The 15,928-nt window shown below is 44.0% G+C and carries 14 protein-coding genes; 12 read left to right on the top strand and 2 right to left on the bottom strand.

The annotated features are described in order from the left end of the window. Positions 1–9 precede the first annotated feature (9 nt). The 9 genes from ACQ31U_RS10610 to ACQ31U_RS10570 all read left to right on the top strand — a co-directional run bounded on the left by ACQ31U_RS10610 (position 10) and on the right by ACQ31U_RS10570 (position 7,251). Positions 10–1,257, top strand: coding sequence for an NAD(P)/FAD-dependent oxidoreductase (locus tag ACQ31U_RS10610; protein WP_431051878.1), 1,248 nt, complete (start codon positions 10–12; stop codon positions 1,255–1,257). Positions 1,258–1,263: 6 nt separating this feature from the next. Further along, entirely contained in the window at positions 1,264–1,707 is a 444-nt protein-coding gene (locus ACQ31U_RS10605) for a hypothetical protein (protein ID WP_431051876.1), read from the top strand. Positions 1,708–1,727: 20 nt separating this feature from the next. Further along, entirely contained in the window at positions 1,728–2,915 is a 1,188-nt protein-coding gene (locus ACQ31U_RS10600; RefSeq protein WP_431051874.1) for a beta-ketoacyl-ACP synthase, read from the top strand. Continuing rightward, positions 2,915–3,382 (top strand): dehydratase, encoded by a 468-nt coding sequence (locus tag ACQ31U_RS10595; protein WP_431051872.1) that lies wholly within the window; start codon positions 2,915–2,917, stop codon positions 3,380–3,382. Before ACQ31U_RS10600 ends, ACQ31U_RS10595 begins: the two co-directional genes overlap by 1 nt. Before the next feature lie 38 nt (positions 3,383–3,420). Continuing rightward, positions 3,421–3,849: a hypothetical protein gene (locus ACQ31U_RS10590; RefSeq protein ID WP_431051870.1), complete on the top strand. Its 429-nt coding sequence runs from the start codon at positions 3,421–3,423 to the stop codon at positions 3,847–3,849. A 13-nt stretch (positions 3,850–3,862) separates the two neighbouring features. After that, positions 3,863–4,591 carry a 3-oxoacyl-ACP reductase FabG gene (gene fabG / locus ACQ31U_RS10585; protein WP_431051868.1) on the top strand — a complete coding sequence of 243 codons (729 nt, stop codon included), beginning with the start codon at positions 3,863–3,865 and terminating at the stop codon, positions 4,589–4,591. Then, on the top strand, positions 4,585–5,811 hold the full coding sequence (locus ACQ31U_RS10580) for a beta-ketoacyl-ACP synthase (RefSeq protein ID WP_431051866.1): 1,227 nt from the start codon (positions 4,585–4,587) through the stop codon (positions 5,809–5,811). The genes fabG and ACQ31U_RS10580 overlap by 7 nt, the downstream gene beginning before the upstream one ends. A gap of 180 nt (positions 5,812–5,991) precedes the next feature. Then, on the top strand, positions 5,992–6,576 hold the full coding sequence (gene lpcA, locus ACQ31U_RS10575; protein ID WP_431051864.1) for a D-sedoheptulose 7-phosphate isomerase: 585 nt from the start codon (positions 5,992–5,994) through the stop codon (positions 6,574–6,576). Between the two features lie 39 nt (positions 6,577–6,615). Continuing rightward, positions 6,616–7,251, top strand: coding sequence for a tellurite resistance TerB family protein (locus ACQ31U_RS10570; protein ID WP_431051862.1), 636 nt, complete (start codon positions 6,616–6,618; stop codon positions 7,249–7,251). A gap of 52 nt (positions 7,252–7,303) precedes the next feature. Here ACQ31U_RS10570 and ACQ31U_RS10565 read toward each other — a convergent pair whose 3' ends face one another. Together ACQ31U_RS10565 and ACQ31U_RS10560 are read right to left on the bottom strand one after the other, a co-directional pair. Further along, on the bottom strand, positions 7,304–7,600 hold the full coding sequence (locus tag ACQ31U_RS10565; RefSeq protein ID WP_431054332.1) for a PIN domain-containing protein: 297 nt from the start codon (positions 7,598–7,600) through the stop codon (positions 7,304–7,306). A 704-nt stretch (positions 7,601–8,304) separates the two neighbouring features. After that, positions 8,305–8,445 (bottom strand): hypothetical protein, encoded by a 141-nt coding sequence (locus ACQ31U_RS10560; protein WP_431054362.1) that lies wholly within the window; start codon positions 8,443–8,445, stop codon positions 8,305–8,307. On the opposite strand from ACQ31U_RS10560, the gene ACQ31U_RS10555 reads away from it, so the two are divergent. The 3 genes from ACQ31U_RS10555 (at position 8,384) to ACQ31U_RS10545 (ending at position 15,922) form a co-directional block, all read left to right on the top strand. Next, positions 8,384–14,188, top strand: a complete 5,805-nt coding sequence (locus tag ACQ31U_RS10555; protein ID WP_431054331.1) for an exo-alpha-sialidase — start codon at positions 8,384–8,386, stop codon at positions 14,186–14,188. The two genes, ACQ31U_RS10560 and ACQ31U_RS10555, sit on opposite strands and share 62 nt — an antisense overlap. Positions 14,189–14,429: 241 nt before the next feature. Then, complete coding sequence (gene artP / locus ACQ31U_RS10550; RefSeq protein ID WP_431051860.1) at positions 14,430–15,158, top strand: arginine ABC transporter ATP-binding protein ArtP; 729 nt, start codon at positions 14,430–14,432, stop codon at positions 15,156–15,158. A gap of 44 nt (positions 15,159–15,202) precedes the next feature. Beyond that, positions 15,203–15,922: an arginine ABC transporter substrate-binding protein gene (locus ACQ31U_RS10545; protein ID WP_431051858.1), complete on the top strand. Its 720-nt coding sequence runs from the start codon at positions 15,203–15,205 to the stop codon at positions 15,920–15,922. Positions 15,923–15,928: the final 6 nt, after the last annotated feature.

The following is a 15,928-nucleotide window of genomic DNA, read 5'->3' as shown; positions in this document are numbered from 1 at the left end:
AGGAACACGATGAAAACTATTCAAACAGATGTCGCTATTATCGGTGCCGGTCCGTCGGGTTCGGTTGCCGCCGCATTGTTATGTCAAAAGGGCTATAAGGTTATCGTATTGGAACGTCAGCAATTTCCCCGTTTCAGTATCGGAGAAAGTCTGCTGCCGCATTGTATGGAATTAATCAAAAAAGCCGGCATGTTGGACGCCGTCAATGCGGCCAATTTTCAACATAAAAACGGTGCGGCATTTACTTGGGGGAATCGTTATACCTATTTTGATTTCAGCGACAAGTTTACCGCGGGTCCGGGCACGACTTATCAAGTACAACGTGGCATTTTCGATAAAATTTTGATAGACGAGGCCGAAAAACAAGGGGTACAGGTGTACTATCAGCATACCGTATTGACTGCGGAGACGAATGATGAACGGGCTAAGGTATTGGTGCGTAATGATAACAGCGGCGAAACATTGAATATAGAAGCCAAATTCCTGTTGGATGCCAGTGGCTATGGTCGTGTGTTGGCTCGTTTATTTGATTTGGAAACCCCAAGCAGCTTACCGGTACGCCATGCTCATTTCACCCATATCGAAGATAATATTGGCGATAGCAATTTTGATCGGAATAAAATCCTGATTTGCACTCATCCGACACAACGGGACGTATGGTTGTGGTTTATTCCTTTTTCTAATGGGCGTTGTTCCATCGGAGTAGTGTCCGAACCACATAATTTCACTCATATTCCGGAACAAACTGCCGAAGCCATCTTGCGGCGATATGCCAGTGAAATCCCAATGTTGAACCGTCTAATTCGCAATGCAAAATGGGATACGCCATTTAATACCCTGCAAGGCTACTCTGCCAATGTCAAATCCTTGTACGGAGAGCGTTGGGCGTTGCTGGGCAATGCTTCTGAATTTCTTGACCCGGTCTTTTCGTCAGGCGTTACGGTGGCAATGCACTCTGCTGATTTAGCCGTCAATGCCCTGGATAAACAACTACGCGGTGAAAACGTCAATTGGCAGACGGAATTCGTTGATCCGCTGATGATTGGTATCAACGCTTTCCGTACTTATGTATTCGGTTGGTATGATAACACTTTCCAAGATGTGATTTATGAGCGTAATCCGGATCCTAAAATTCGAGCCATGCTCAGCTCTATTTTAGCGGGTTATGCTTGGGATAGTGATAATCCTTATGTGGCAAAATCCGAACGCCGCTTGACAGCCTTGGCCGAAATTTGCGGTACCGCAACACAGGACTAAAACAGCATGAAATTAACCGCACTTTGCCATGCTGCTTGCGCATTCTTGTTAACCGCCTGCACTCAAAATTGGCTATTGCCCAATTCATTGCCACCGTTGGAGGGGGTTCGACAATATTCGATTGTAAACGAACAAACATACGAAACCTCATTATTACTGGTGCAGCCTTTTGCGCAAGGACAACGCTGGATTCAAACCAATGCGTTAGGTGCGCCTTTAGCACGCCAAATTTTAACCCCGAAGGGCTGGCAAAATGATGGATTTCTGCCACCGAATAACCAAGCCTCCCGTTTATTTTCGGCGATTTTATATTGGCAAACACCAGCAAAAGTGCGGTCAGCTTTATATAAAAATTTGGCTACGGATCAGTATTGGCAAATACAATCTATTGATCAACACGCTGTGATTCACATTGATAATGAAGCATGGCGAATCACGCCATTACCATAGGAATACAGGATTTTTTAGCCATGATTTATCTTCAACAACCAAGCTTAGTCAGTGCCATGGGGGGCAACCTTAAAGCTAATATCGATTTCTTGCTGGCTAATCAATCGCCGCCATTACAAGTAAATACCGATTGGATTGCAAACCACTCCATTTTTGTGGGAAATGTCGCGCATTTATCTGATTTTCCGGAAAATACCGACGCAATCTACCGTACTCGTAATAATCAACTTTTATGGACAGCGGTTGCACAACTGGATAACCAAATCCAACAATCTATCGCTCAATATGGTAAAGATCGCATTGCGGTGATTATCGGCACGACCAATACCGGCAATCAAGAAAATGTCGCAGCATTTCAGCAATTTCACCAACAGCAAAATTGGCAAAATAGCCGCTATTGCCATGAATTTCAGTTGCTATCCTCACCGGCAGATTTTATTGCGGCACATTATGGTCTGCGCTGTATTTCCTACTGTATTTCCACCGCCTGCACATCCGGTGCCAGAGCTATTATCAGTGCGGCACGCCTGCTGAATGCAGGATTATGCGATGTGGTGATTTGCGGTGGTGTCGATTCGTTGGCACACCTTGCCATTAATGGCTTCCATACTTTAGAGGCTTTATCAAAATCCATTGCCGAGCCGTTTTCGGCTAATCGTGACGGAATTAATATTGGTGAAGGCGCGGCAGTATTTTTAGCCGGTAAGGATAAAACCGGTCTGCCTTTATTGGGTTATGGCAGCAGTTCCGATGCCTATCATATGTCATCTCCGGCGCCTGATGGCCGTGGTGCAATTGCGGCAATTAATTCCGCACTCTCCTCCGCCCATTTAACCACACAACAAATCGGCTGGGTTAACCTGCACGGTACCGGAACCCTTCATAATGATGCGATGGAAAGTATTGCAATGGCACACTGCTTCCCACAAGGCGTTCCCTGCACCAGCACCAAAACCTTAACCGGACATACATTAGGCGCTGCCGGTGCGGTGGAGGCCGCTATTTTATGGGGTGTAATCAGCTGCGAATTGAATCCTGACGGCAAACTACCCAAACAGCATTGGAACAAACAACCGGATCCGAATTTACCGCCGATTCAATTGACTGACGAACAAAGCCGCTGGGCAGATAACCGGCGGCGTATCGGTTTAAGCTCATCCTTTGCCTTTGGCGGCAATAATGCGATTTTGATTATAGGAGAAGTATAATGCGATTACCCATAACAGATATTGCCAAATTATTACCGCACTCCGGTGAAATGGTGCTGTTAGATGAAATTACCCATTATGATGAAAATAGCTTAATCGCCCGTGCCGAAATCACTGACAACCATATTTTTGTACAACACCAACAGTTGCCTATGTATATTGCCATTGAGATCATGGCGCAAGGTGTGGCCGCTTGGTCAGGATGTCACGCTTTGGATAAAAATGAAGCGGTCAGGCTCGGCTTTTTGCTGGGAAGTCGTAAATATGAATTATTTTGCAATAGCTTACCGATTAATTGTAAAGTGCAAATCAAAGTGGAGCTATCGCTACAGGACAGTAACGGTTTTGGAGTATTTAATGCTACAATGCACTGGATTGATGGCGAAAAACCAACCGATTTGCCGCTTGATGGCTTATTGGCAAAAGCTACATTAAGCGTATATAGCCCGAATAATGACAATGAATAATTTAAAACAATATAAAACAATAAGAGAGGATTTGTAAAATGAAAAAATTGATTTTACCATTAATGCTTTCCACTGCAGCCCTAACAGCCTGCTCGACCATCAGTAATAGCGAACCGGTAGAAAAACGCGATGATCTAAAGCATATTTGCATTAAAGATAGTGCCAATCCTCCTATTACCGATTTCTCTAATTATCTTGCCAACAGCCTGAATAAAAAAGGGATTACGTCTGAAAAAGGCTTGGACTATGCCGCAAGCTGCAAGTATGTTTTAGCCTATTCCTTACGCGCCGAAGACGGTTATGTGTTACGAGCCAAATTACGCTTAAGCGAAATTCAAGGTGATACCCGCTCCAATATCGGCGAAGTTTCCTATAAACAACGCGGTGATGAAAAAGACAATGTGAAAGTCACCGGCGTACAAGGACAAACCGATCTGATGATCAACGATCTATTACAAAATTATTAATTAAGGATTTTGTATGAAAAAATCGGTATTAGTCACCGGATCCAGTCGAGGTATTGGCAAAGCTATCGCACTAAAGCTGGCCGCTGAAGGTTATGAAATTGTCATACATTGTCGTAACCGTCGGGAAGATGCGCAAACAGTGAAACAGGAAATTGAAAGTGCGGGTGGCCTTGCCAGAATTTTACAATTTGATGTTTCAAATCGTGAACAATGCAAAACCTTATTGGAAGCCGATATTGAGCAATATGGTGCTTATTATGGCGTAGTGTTGAACGCCGGATTGACTCGTGACAATGCTTTTCCGGCATTAAGCGATGATGATTGGGATCAAGTATTACGGACCAATCTGGACGGTTTTTATAATGTATTGCATCCGGCGATGATGCCGATGATCCGTCGGCGCAGTGCAGGGCGCATTGTCTGTATCACCTCTGTTTCCGGGCTGGTCGGCAATCGCGGACAAGTCAATTACAGCGCGTCCAAAGCCGGTATCATCGGCGCAGCAAAATCCTTGGCTATCGAACTGGCGAAACGCAAGATTACGGTAAACTGCGTTGCGCCCGGTTTAATCGATACGGATATGCTTGATGACAATGTCCCCGTGGAAGAAATCCTCAAAGTTATTCCCATGCAACGAATGGGCAAACCGGACGATGTGGCTGCAGCCGTCGTATTTTTAATGTCGGAACAGGCAAATTATATTACTCGTCAAGTATTGGCAGTCAATGGTGGTTTATGTTAAAAAGAGTTGTTGTAACAGGTATTGGCGGGATTACTGCCTTGGGGCGTGATTGGACAACCATTCGCAGTTATTTTGAACGTGGGGAAAATGCCGTAGTCCATATGAATGACTGGGATCGCTTTCCGGAATTAAATACTCGCCTTGCCGCCCCTATTTTGGATTATCAACCGCCTGCACACTGGACACGCAAACAATTGCGCAGCTTGGGACCGGTATCACTATACTGTGTTAATGCCGCCGAAATGGCATTGACGGATGCCGGACTGCTGGACGACGCCACCATTAAAGACGGCAGAATGGGGGTAGCCAGCGGCTCTTCCACCGGCAGCACCAAAGATGTGTGTGATCTTGCCCAACTGATCAGTTTAGGCAAATCTGACGGCTTCAATGCCAATACCTATGTTCGGATGATGCCACATACCACTGCGGCTAACATCGCCATCTTCTTTAGTTTGAAAGGTCGGTTGATTCCCACTTCCAGCGCCTGCACTTCAGGTAGTCAAGCAATCGGCTATGCTTATGAAGCGATAAAATACGGTAGAATCCCGATGATGTTGGCTGGCGGTGGCGAAGAGCTCTGTCCAAGTGAATCCTATGTATTTGATGCCCTATATGCCACCAGCTTGAAAAACAATACCCCGAAGCTCACCCCTAGCCCCTATGATGCGGCCCGTGACGGTTTAGTGATTGGCGAAGGCGCCGGTATGCTGGTATTGGAAGAATACCACCATGCCAAAGCGCGCGGGGCAAAAATTTATGCGGAAATCGTAGGATTTGGTAGTAATTGCGATGGCGCACATATTACCCGTCCAGAAAGTGAAACCATGTATCAGTCCATGAAATTGGCGCTGGAAGATGCCGCTATTCCACCTTCCGCTATCGGCTATGTCAACGGACATGGCACGGCAACAGAACAAGGCGACATTGCCGAAACCGTAGCAACAAACCGTTTATTTGGTGCGAACATGCCGATTAGCTCACAAAAAAGCTATCTTGGCCATACTTTGGGTGCTTGTGGCGCCCTGGAGTCTTGGTTTAGCATTGCCATGATGAACGACAACTACTTTGCCGCTACGGCAAATTTAGTCAATATTGATCCTCGTTGTGGAGAGCTGGATTATATCCAAGGCAGCAGCCGTTATCTTGAAACCGATTATGTCATGAATAATAATTTCGCTTTTGGTGGCGTAAATACATCATTGGTATTTAAACGAATTTAAGCCAAGCCGTTTAAAGATCAGAATGCCTAACGAATTGAGATCTCTTGGTTTCAAGCAGTTTTTTATTCTGTATATTAACGGTATTTTTATGGTGTGATACGCAGTATAAATACCATTCCCCAGCAATATGCTCTACAATAATTCAACTAATCACATTGTTTACCACTAAACGAGGGCGTTATGTATTTAGAACAAATCAAAGCAGAATTAAACGAAGCGGCTGAGGTGCTGGAAAAATTTATCAACGATGAAAATAACATCGAGTTGATTCAGCAAGCGGCATTAATTATTTCCGACAGTTTTAAGCAAGGCGGCAAAGTCCTATCGTGCGGTAACGGCGGTTCACATTGCGACGCAATGCACTTCGCGGAAGAATTGACCGGGCGTTATCGTGAAAACCGCCCCGGCTATCCGGCGATTGCGATTTCCGATGTCAGCCATTTGAGCTGCGTCAGCAACGATTTCGGCTATGATTATGTGTTTTCACGCTATATTGAAGCAGTCGGGCAAAAAGGCGATGTGCTGTTCGGGCTTTCCACCTCCGGCAATTCCAAAAATGTGTTGAATGCGATTGAAGCGGCAAAAGCCAAAGGCATGAAAGTGATTGCGATGACCGGCAAAGACGGCGGCAAAATGGCAGGGCTTGCCGATATAGAGATCCGCGTACCGCACTTCCGTTATGCGGATCGGATTCAGGAAATTCATATTAAAGTGATTCATATTCTGATGATGTTAATCGAATTTGAAATGGCAAAAACCGTTTAATTTCCGTATTAAGCGGTGTTCTAAACAAGGAGATCAGCAATGAACGATTTATTCAGTCAATTACAAAGCCGTCTTGGCGAAATGATGAAAGATGAAAATTTTTCCAAAATCGCCAAAAGTGCGGCGGTCGGCGGTTTGGCAGGATTAATTCTGGGCAATAGCGGCGCACGCAAAGGCGTGGCAAAAGCCGGCAGTTATGCCGCGTTAGCCGGTGCGGCTTGGCTTGCCTACCAAAAATGGCAACAAAGCAAAAGTGGAAGTGCGGTGCAGGACGTGCAATTCGACCCGCAAGCACAGCAAGAGGCGATCACTTATGCCAATAATACCCTGTCCGATAACAAAATTATGCTGTTAACCCAAGCTATGGTATTTGCTGCACGCGCCGACGGGCAAATTGACGCCCAGGAAAGACAGCAAATCCATAAAGGATTAGCGCAGTTAGGTCATGGCGATCAGGCGGATCAATTGATTGATACGTGGTTGAACGCGCCTTTAAATCCGCAAGCCTTGGCGGAGCAAGTCGGTGATTCGCAATTGGCGGCGGAAGTGTATATGGCGTCGTTGTCGGTGATCGATACCGATCACTTCTTAGAACAAGCCTACATGCAGCAACTGGCTCAGGCATTGAATCTGCCGAATGACTTAAAACAGCAGTTGGAATTAGCGGCAAAATAATTCTGTTACGATGGGGAAGTTTAACTTCCCCCTTTTTATTCACATTGGAAAGTCATTTTGTCCAATCTTCGATATCTAAAAAATCAATCTGAAAAAAAGCCTGCTCGTTAGTAATTAAAGTATATTGCAAGCTATGCGCATGGGCAGCAATTTGCATATCTAATGGTGCTAGACTTTTACCCAATTTTTCCACTTTCACTTTAAATTCACCATAATTTTCAGAAATAGCGTGATCGAATGGTAAAATATCCAAACAAAGTAGTAATTCTCTGATCGCATTGGCTAATTTTGTCGGATTTCTGCGTTTCGCCAAACCATACATTAACTCCGCATGTGTAATCGAAGAAATACAAAGTTTTCCATTGACACTGCCATCAGGCGTTTTAGTATCAGAGAATGCCCTAGCAACAAATGGCTGACGGCATTAGTATCTAACATGATGCCCTCCATTTTAGCTTTATCATAGCAGACTAAAAGTATATATTAAGATATATATCCATATTTAAATAACGCATCTCCATAAAATGAGCACGGTTAAAAAACCATCTAACATAGATAAATTAATCTTGATCTATTTAACAAAATAATCAAAGTGCGGTTTAAATCTCACCATCCCTTCAATTACCACTTCAATAATGCATTTAAATTCATCATAAAAAATTAATTCATTTAATCAATAAACTTTCTTAAAAAAGAAAATAGATTGTTAAGCAGTTCACATATTTCATACATTGTTTACACAAAAATCATTCATCTCACTCAAAAACGCACTATTTTTGGTGTTTAAATTTTATCATCCTCCCCTTTTTCGTGTCACAAAAAATGAGTATGAATGAAAACGAATGTAACAAGTTAAAGCAATAACGTTTTTTTATTTAATTAGGATCACATTTCTGACAAAACATTTCATTCTAAAACCGATTACTATCACATTTTTTACGAATCGCTATTGCTCCATTTATGGAGCGGCATATAAATATCGACGATTAAGCATTCCCTATCAATTCTTCTATAACTCAATCGATTGAGGTATTTTATGAAACAAATCGCTATCTATTCCAATACAAATCCAGTCAGTTTACTTAAAAAGTCCTCACTGGCGATTTTAATTTCTTCCTTTTTTGCTGCCGGTGTGTTTGCTGAGTCTAACTTAATTACTCCCTCAACAACCGAAAAATCTGTAACCGCAAGCACTACAATTCCTTCTATCTTTACTTATAGTGCTTTAACACCGTTTAGTTCTCCAATTAATGTAACGGATACCTTTACTGCACAAAATGCCTTTCAGCTAGAAAGTGGTTCACTGACATTTCGTTTTAAAAATTCTGAAGCTACGCAATTAACCGCATTATTAGGTGTTTCAAACTCAAAAAAAGATAATGACTATATTCTTTTCTATGTAAACCGAAAAGCTAGTAGTGATGCTTTCGGAATTGAAATTAGAAAAAGTACGAATTTAATTCCAAATAATCAACTCGTCACTGCTGATATCGCAAGAAATGACAACGAATTCACCACAGTCACTTATACCTTTGATAAAACAAATAAAAAAATCATGATTTATGTCAATGGTACTTTACAAAAAACATATAACGGCGATACAAAATTTTTTAAAGATATTGAAGGGCTAGATGCTGCTTATGTTGGACGCACAAAACGCGCAAGCGGTACGCGTGAAATGACCTTTAGCGGTAATGTTTATTATGCGGGTGCGGAATCAAAAGTATTAACCGCAGAAGAAGTGAAAGCGGAACATGATAAATTAACCAAAAACTATGTTTTTGAATATAATGCTTACCTTGAAAAAGAAGCCGACAATATAAAATATGCTTCTGCTAAACATAGCCAACTTGGCTCTTATATGAGTGCAAAAGAACCGCTCTTTCAAAAAGGTCAAGGCGATGCGAATAATTACCGTATCCCAGCACTTTTAACCACTAATGACGGCGTTGTTATTGCGGCAATTGATAAACGTCATCAACATGCTGCAGACTGGGGCAATATTGATACCGTAATCCGTCGTAGTCTTGATGGCGGAAAAACATGGCAAGATGATCAAGTGATTATCGACCTTGTCAGTCAAACTTATGGCAGTGCTAACGCTGCATTTTTAATCGATCCACTGATGTTACAAGATAAAACATCTGGACGTATTTTCATGTTGATTGACATGTTCCCTGAAACTCAGGGGTTCTTTGGTATAAATAAAGATCACTCATCAGAAGGTACAGGCTATAAAAAAATCAAAGATAGCTACTACCGTATATTAACTGGAGCTGATGGCGCACAATATACCGTTCGCGAAAATGGTGTAGTTTATAATGAAGACCACCAACCGACTGAATATAAAGTGATTGTTGAAGGCGATGCCACTAGAGGCTTTAAAGATCTTGGTGATTTATATCGCGGCACTGAACGATTAGGCAATGTTTTTTTACAAACGGCGCAACAAGGAAGTGATGCCGCTCCGTTAAAAGTGCAAATTACCAGTTATTTATGGCTGACACACAGTGATGATAACGGTGCAACTTGGTCAAGCCCCGTCGATCTTACCCCGCAAGTAAAAGCAGATTGGATGCGTTTTTTAGGTACTGGTCCGGGAACAGGTATTCAGCTAAAAGATGGCACGCTAATTATGCCTGTCTACTATACTAATAGTAATAATAAACAATCTGCCGCATTAATTATCAGTAAAGATGGCGGTAATACATGGGAACGAGGCGAATCACCAAATGATCGTCGTTTGGCTTCTTCAGGTGGCTCTCGTCTTTTAAATGATGATTGGAAACAATTAACTGAATCACAAGTGGTTGAATTAGATAGTGGTGATCTAAAATTATTTTCACGTAATTTAAATGGTCGAGTACAAATTTCAACCAGTAAAGATGGCGGCTATACTTGGCAAAAAACCATTATTTCCGATGATATTTTACTTGATCCTTATTCTCAAATGTCCGTCATTAAATATTCGAAAAAAATCAATGGTAAAGAATATTTGGTTTTTGCCAATCCGCACTCTGCCTCTCGTTCTCGAATTAACGGCATGGTCTGGTTAGGGGAAGTGCAAGAAGACGGCTCAATAAAATGGAAATATAATGCTACTATTGCCACTGGCAATTATGGTTACAATAGCCTAACGGAATTACCTGATGGCTCAATTGGCTTGCTCTATGAAGAAAGTGCAGAGAAAATCCAATATGTACGCTTAAACTTACAAGAAATTGTTTGGTCAGAAAATCGAATTTATCGAGATAAACGCAGTACTGAACATTTAGACGTTTCCCTAACCAGCGACCGCGCCGAAACCTTCTACAAAATCGGCGACGGTGAAATGGTGAAAGTCGGCACGGGCGAAAATGCGGCTAAATTGGTGATCGAAGAAGGCACGGCGACCTTAAAACAGACTGCCGATGATAACGGCAAAGTACAAGCCTACGCCGAAGTCACCGTCAAACAAGGCGCAACGGTTCGTTTGGGCGATAACAACCAATTGCCGTATGACAAATTAATCTTAGAGGGCGGCAAAGTTGATCTCAACGGCAATACAATCACCGTCAATAAAGCCACTTCCGACGCGCCAACCACCGGCTTATACGCAGAAACAATTAATGGGAATTTTATCAACAGCGGTGAACAAACCGCAACGCTGGTTTACAATGCAGGCGGTCAGCACACCATCAATGGCAATTTGGGCGGCGTTGGCGAAAATGAGCAGCCGAATGTAAACCTGATTTATAACCCTGACGGCGAAAATTCTACACTTGCCATCAACGGCGCAACGGTACTGAATGAAATTGATGTAAAAACCGGCAAAATCATTTATAAACAAAACGGCATTCACTTCGCCGAAAACACCAAACTTGGCACAACCGCCACACTACAATTGGAAAGCGGCACAACTGTTGTCGCCAAAGCCGTCACCTTGGCTCAGGGCGCAACCCTTGCGGTCAATGCCGAGCAAGGCGGCTTGGTTAGCTTATCCACCGAAACCCTTAGCGGCGCAGGCACGCTTACGAAATCGGGCAAGGGGCTATTGCAGCTTTCGGGCAATGTCAATTTAACCGACGGCAATATTGCCATTAATCAAGGCATGTTAGAGCTTGATGAAGCCACGGTGAATGCAAAAACATTCAACCTTGCTACCGGCACAACCTTAAGCGGCAACGGTAATGTCACCTCCGCAATGACATGGCAGGCGGATTCGACTATTGCGCCAAACCACGGCTTTACCGCACCTGAAAATGGCGGTGAAACCGCACTTCCGTTCGCAGCAAAAACCTTGAGCTTCAGCGACATCATCAACCAAGGGGCGAGTGCGGTCTTGCGTGTCAATAATATCAGCGACGACATGACAACTTGGCAGCACGATTTTCTTAAAATCAGCGGCGATTTAACCAATCAAAGTGAACAACCTATTCCGGTTGATGTAGCATTGCTCGGCACAAAATATCCAAATTCAGATGTGAATAATAACGGCTGGTACGACGCAGATGAAGGGATTTCGTTAATTCAAATCGATGGCAATACGGAATTGGGCGCGTTTCAATTGCGTAATAATAATGTCTTGAGTGGCGATTTATTCAACTATACGCTCGTTGCCTTTGACAAAGGCGTAGCATTAGCAAGCGAAAACAAGCTTGGCAGCGGCGGGCGCGATTTCTATGATTACCGCTTGCAAACGCGTTTGATTGATATGCATGGCAATCCATTATCAACCCTGATGCGCAAACCGGAAATTGCAACGGATTCGGCAATGCTTAAAGAGGGCGAATTGCTCTACATTCCGACTCCCGATTCGAAAAAAGAAATCACGATGGATTCAGCAATGATTGAACCGACAGAAACCGCACTTGAAGAGTTTGTAATGAATTCCGATATTATCGAACCAATCGACGCACCGATTGGCGGATTTGTGATGGATTCCGATATAATCCGGTTGAACGACTCCCTCAACGACCTCGATCTGAAGGTGAATGAGAATTTAACCCTCAGCAAAAATATCACATTAAATACGGTGAACGTGACGCAAGCCAATTTAACTTACGCAGGAAATGAAGCTTCCACGAAGCAAATCAACTTAGAAAAAGCCACCTTAACCCTACAAGGCAATACCTCCGTAACCATTGAAAACACCCTTTCCGGCGATAACGGATCGAACGTGGTGGTGAAGAGTGAGCAAAATACCGCACTTTCTGCGCAAACCATCAATCTTGCGGGCAACATCACCAAAAATGGCGAGGGATTATTTTCACTCTCCGCTGAAAATCTCAAAGCCGAAAGCATTGTGCTGAACGCCGGTTCATTGGCACTGGCTGCCAACATGAAAGAAGGCAAATTGATTCTCAACGGCGGTACGCTCTTTACAACCGGTGAGGTGAATCATCTCGTTTTAAACGACGGTGCGACACTCTCCGCTGAAATGCCGACGGAAAATCGCCGTCGTACACGCCGCGCTTTAACCGAATTTAGTGCGTTAAAAGTCGGTTCACTGGAAGCCAATGGTGGTTCGGTACATTTGCGTGTTAACAATGTGAGTGAAAATATGCGGGATTGGGCGCACGATCAGCTGTTAATCCGTGGCGATGTCAGCGGTACGCACACCACGGCGGTCAATTTATCCCTGCTCGGCTCGGTGAATGGGCAATCTGATCAAAACAATAACGGGGCTTATGATAATCACGAAGGAATTTCGTTAATTCAAGTCGGCGGCAACGCTCGCCTTGACGCCTTTAAATTAGCCGATCACAACGATCTGTTCCACTACACCCTTGTCGCTTTTGATAAAGGGGCGGCAGCGGCGAGCGAAAACAAAGTCAACGATAAACACGCTGATTTCTATGATTATCGCTTACAAACCCGTTTGATTAATGCGCAAGGCGATTCGCCGATAACGACGGTAACGGAAACAGCCGCTACGGCTACGACCGTTTCTGAGACTACTGCGACTGCGGTCGAAGCCAAAACGGAAACACCATCAGTGACAGCAACAACCGCTGCCGCAAAAAGCAATTACCGCGCGCAAATCAATCCGCTACTGCCATCGCACATTGTCGCCTCGGATCTTATTTTGAGCCACAATAATACGGTTTATCAGAACTTCCAACGCAACAGTTCGCCATCGCTCAACAATACTCTGGATAACGGACAAAATATGTTTGTTGCCTATCTCAACGGCAAAACGGAATATAAATCGTCCACCGCTTTTGCGGATTACGGCTACAATGCCGATTCGAACTACAACGGCTGGATACTCGGCGGCAAACTATGGCAATCTGAGCAGCAAGACCGCGCGTTGTATGTTGCGGTCAATCACGGCAAATACAACATCAAGCCGCAGGCAGCTGACGGCGTAAGCAGCGGCAACTACACCACCTACGGCGCAAATATGAAATTCGCGCAACAGTTCGGCGATGTCTACTTTGCCTTGGACGGCGGCTATCAACACCACAAAGGCAATATTCAAGCCGGTGAAGATAAATCCACACTGAAAGCCAACGCCTTACGTTTCGGTTCGGAAATCGGCTATCATTTTAACCTTGGCACGCTTGATTTAATGCCGAAGTTAAACGTGCAGTTCCAACGCCTGAACCTGAAATCCGACAGTAAGCTATTTAAACTTGACCACGACACCATCAATGCTGTTACGACCAATCTCGGTTTAAGTGCAAGTTGGCACATTGATAGCCTTACCTTGGGCTTAGATGGCTATTATCAACACAATAGCAACAGTAAAGGGGATTTGTTGGTGCGATCTGCCATTACCGAAAAAACCTTCACCTCCGGTGGCTTAGGCAACTCGCTTAATCTTGAGGCCGCGGCAGAATATCGAATCATGCCAAAACTCACGCTCGGCGTTGCGGTCGGTTATCAGCGTAAATTGTCGGATAACGCTGTTAATAATCGCAATCTCTCTGCCAATATAAAATATATGTTCTAAGTTTTTGGGGTCAGATCACATGGCAATCAGGCGGATCAATTGATTGATGGGGAAGTTTAACTTCCCCCTTTTTATTCCGGTCTAAACCACTGCTGCCATTTTAAACAATTTTAAATTTCATGCGTCAAATCTGAATTTTTATGCGACTTTGCTCGCTTTTTATGAAATTTTATTTGCATGAAACCGCTTTTATTATTACCATTTCGCATTATTTCTTTCACTTGGCAGATACTTTGGCAACATGACGATCAGTATTAAAAATCTAAACTTTTTCTACGGCAGCAAACAAGCCCTGTTTGACATCAATTTTGAATCGCAAGACGGTGACATCATCGTGTTGCTTGGACCGAGCGGCGCGGGCAAAAGTACGCTGATCCGCACTTTGAATCTGTTGGAAGTGCCAAAGAGCGGTCAGCTGACGATTGCCGGGAATCAATTTGAGTTATCCGCCAACACCGAGGCGAAAAAAATCCGCAAATTGCGGCAAGATGTCGGCATGGTGTTTCAGCAATATAATCTGTGGCCGCACTATACCGTGTTGGAAAATCTGATCGAAGCGCCGATGAAAGTCTTGGGTTTAAGCAAAGCCGAAGCGGTGGAACGCGCGCAAGGTTTACTAAAACGTTTACGAGTGGAAGACCACGCCGGCCGTTTTCCGTTACATCTGTCCGGCGGGCAGCAACAGCGGGTGGCGATTGCACGCGCCTTAATGATGAAACCGCAAGTATTGCTGTTTGACGAACCGACCGCCGCCCTCGATCCGGAAATCACCGCACAGGTGGTGTCGATTATTCAAGAATTACAGCAAACCGGCATTACCCAAGTCATTGTCACCCATGAAGTGGCGGTCGCGCGTAAAGTGGCGACCAAAGTCATTTATATGGAACAAGGCAAAATTATTGAAATGGGCGGCGCCGATTGTTTCCATAATCCGAAAACGGCTGCGTTTTCCCATTATTTATCGCATTAATTCAATTTTACTTCTCTTTTTCTTCTGATATTAAGGAGCTTACCATGAAAAAATTACTGGCGACCGCACTTTTGGCAACCGCTTTCTCTGCCAATGCATTAGATATCACTTTTGCCACCGAACCGACTTATCCGCCGTTTGAAAACACCGATTCCAACGGCAAAATCGTGGGTTTTGACATCGATATTGCCAATGCGATCTGTGCGCAAATTCAAGCCAACTGCCAATTCCAAAGCCATGCCTTTGACAGCTTGATCCCAAGCTTGAAATTCAAACGCTTTGACGCGGCGATTTCGGCAATTGACATCACCGAAGAACGCGCCAAACAAGTGAGCTTCAGTGATCCGTACTATGACAGCTCCGCCAGCTTTATCGCCGTGAAAGGCAAAGCGGATCTGAACAACGCGAAAAATATCGGCGTACAAAACGGCACCACGTTCCAGCAATATATTGCGGCAAACGGTAAACAATACAGCGCCAAATCCTATACCACCCTGCAAAGTGCGATTTTAGATCTGAAAAACGGACGTATCGATATTATTTTCGGCGATACCGCGGTGCTTGCCGACTGGATGAAAACCGACGACAGTCTGGCATTTGTCGGTGAAAAAGTGACCGATCCGAAATATTTCGGTAACGGTTTAGGGATTGCGGTCAATCAAGCCAGCACGGAATTACTGGCGGAATTGAACAAAGGCTTGGCGGCGATTAAAGCCAACGGCGAATACCAAAAAATCTATGACACTTGGATGTCAGGAAAATAAGCATAA

This window comes from Testudinibacter sp. TW-1 (genome assembly GCF_050613185.1).
Taxonomy (GTDB): Bacteria; Pseudomonadota; Gammaproteobacteria; order Enterobacterales; family Pasteurellaceae; genus Chelonobacter.
Note: the sequence above shows the minus strand (reverse complement) of the source record. Positions and strands in the feature narration are given on the sequence as shown.

Coding starts and splice junctions, on each gene's coding strand:
- ACQ31U_RS10595 (WP_431051872.1), top strand. CDS start 2,915: ATGCGATTACCCATAACAGATATTGCCAAATTATTACCGCACTCCGGT.
- ACQ31U_RS10610 (WP_431051878.1), top strand. CDS start 10: ATGAAAACTATTCAAACAGATGTCGCTATTATCGGTGCCGGTCCGTCG.
- lpcA (WP_431051864.1), top strand. CDS start 5,992: ATGTATTTAGAACAAATCAAAGCAGAATTAAACGAAGCGGCTGAGGTG.
- ACQ31U_RS10570 (WP_431051862.1), top strand. CDS start 6,616: ATGAACGATTTATTCAGTCAATTACAAAGCCGTCTTGGCGAAATGATG.
- ACQ31U_RS10580 (WP_431051866.1), top strand. CDS start 4,585: ATGTTAAAAAGAGTTGTTGTAACAGGTATTGGCGGGATTACTGCCTTG.
- fabG (WP_431051868.1), top strand. CDS start 3,863: ATGAAAAAATCGGTATTAGTCACCGGATCCAGTCGAGGTATTGGCAAA.
- artP (WP_431051860.1), top strand. CDS start 14,430: ATGACGATCAGTATTAAAAATCTAAACTTTTTCTACGGCAGCAAACAA.
- ACQ31U_RS10600 (WP_431051874.1), top strand. CDS start 1,728: ATGATTTATCTTCAACAACCAAGCTTAGTCAGTGCCATGGGGGGCAAC.
- ACQ31U_RS10590 (WP_431051870.1), top strand. CDS start 3,421: ATGAAAAAATTGATTTTACCATTAATGCTTTCCACTGCAGCCCTAACA.
- ACQ31U_RS10605 (WP_431051876.1), top strand. CDS start 1,264: ATGAAATTAACCGCACTTTGCCATGCTGCTTGCGCATTCTTGTTAACC.
- ACQ31U_RS10545 (WP_431051858.1), top strand. CDS start 15,203: ATGAAAAAATTACTGGCGACCGCACTTTTGGCAACCGCTTTCTCTGCC.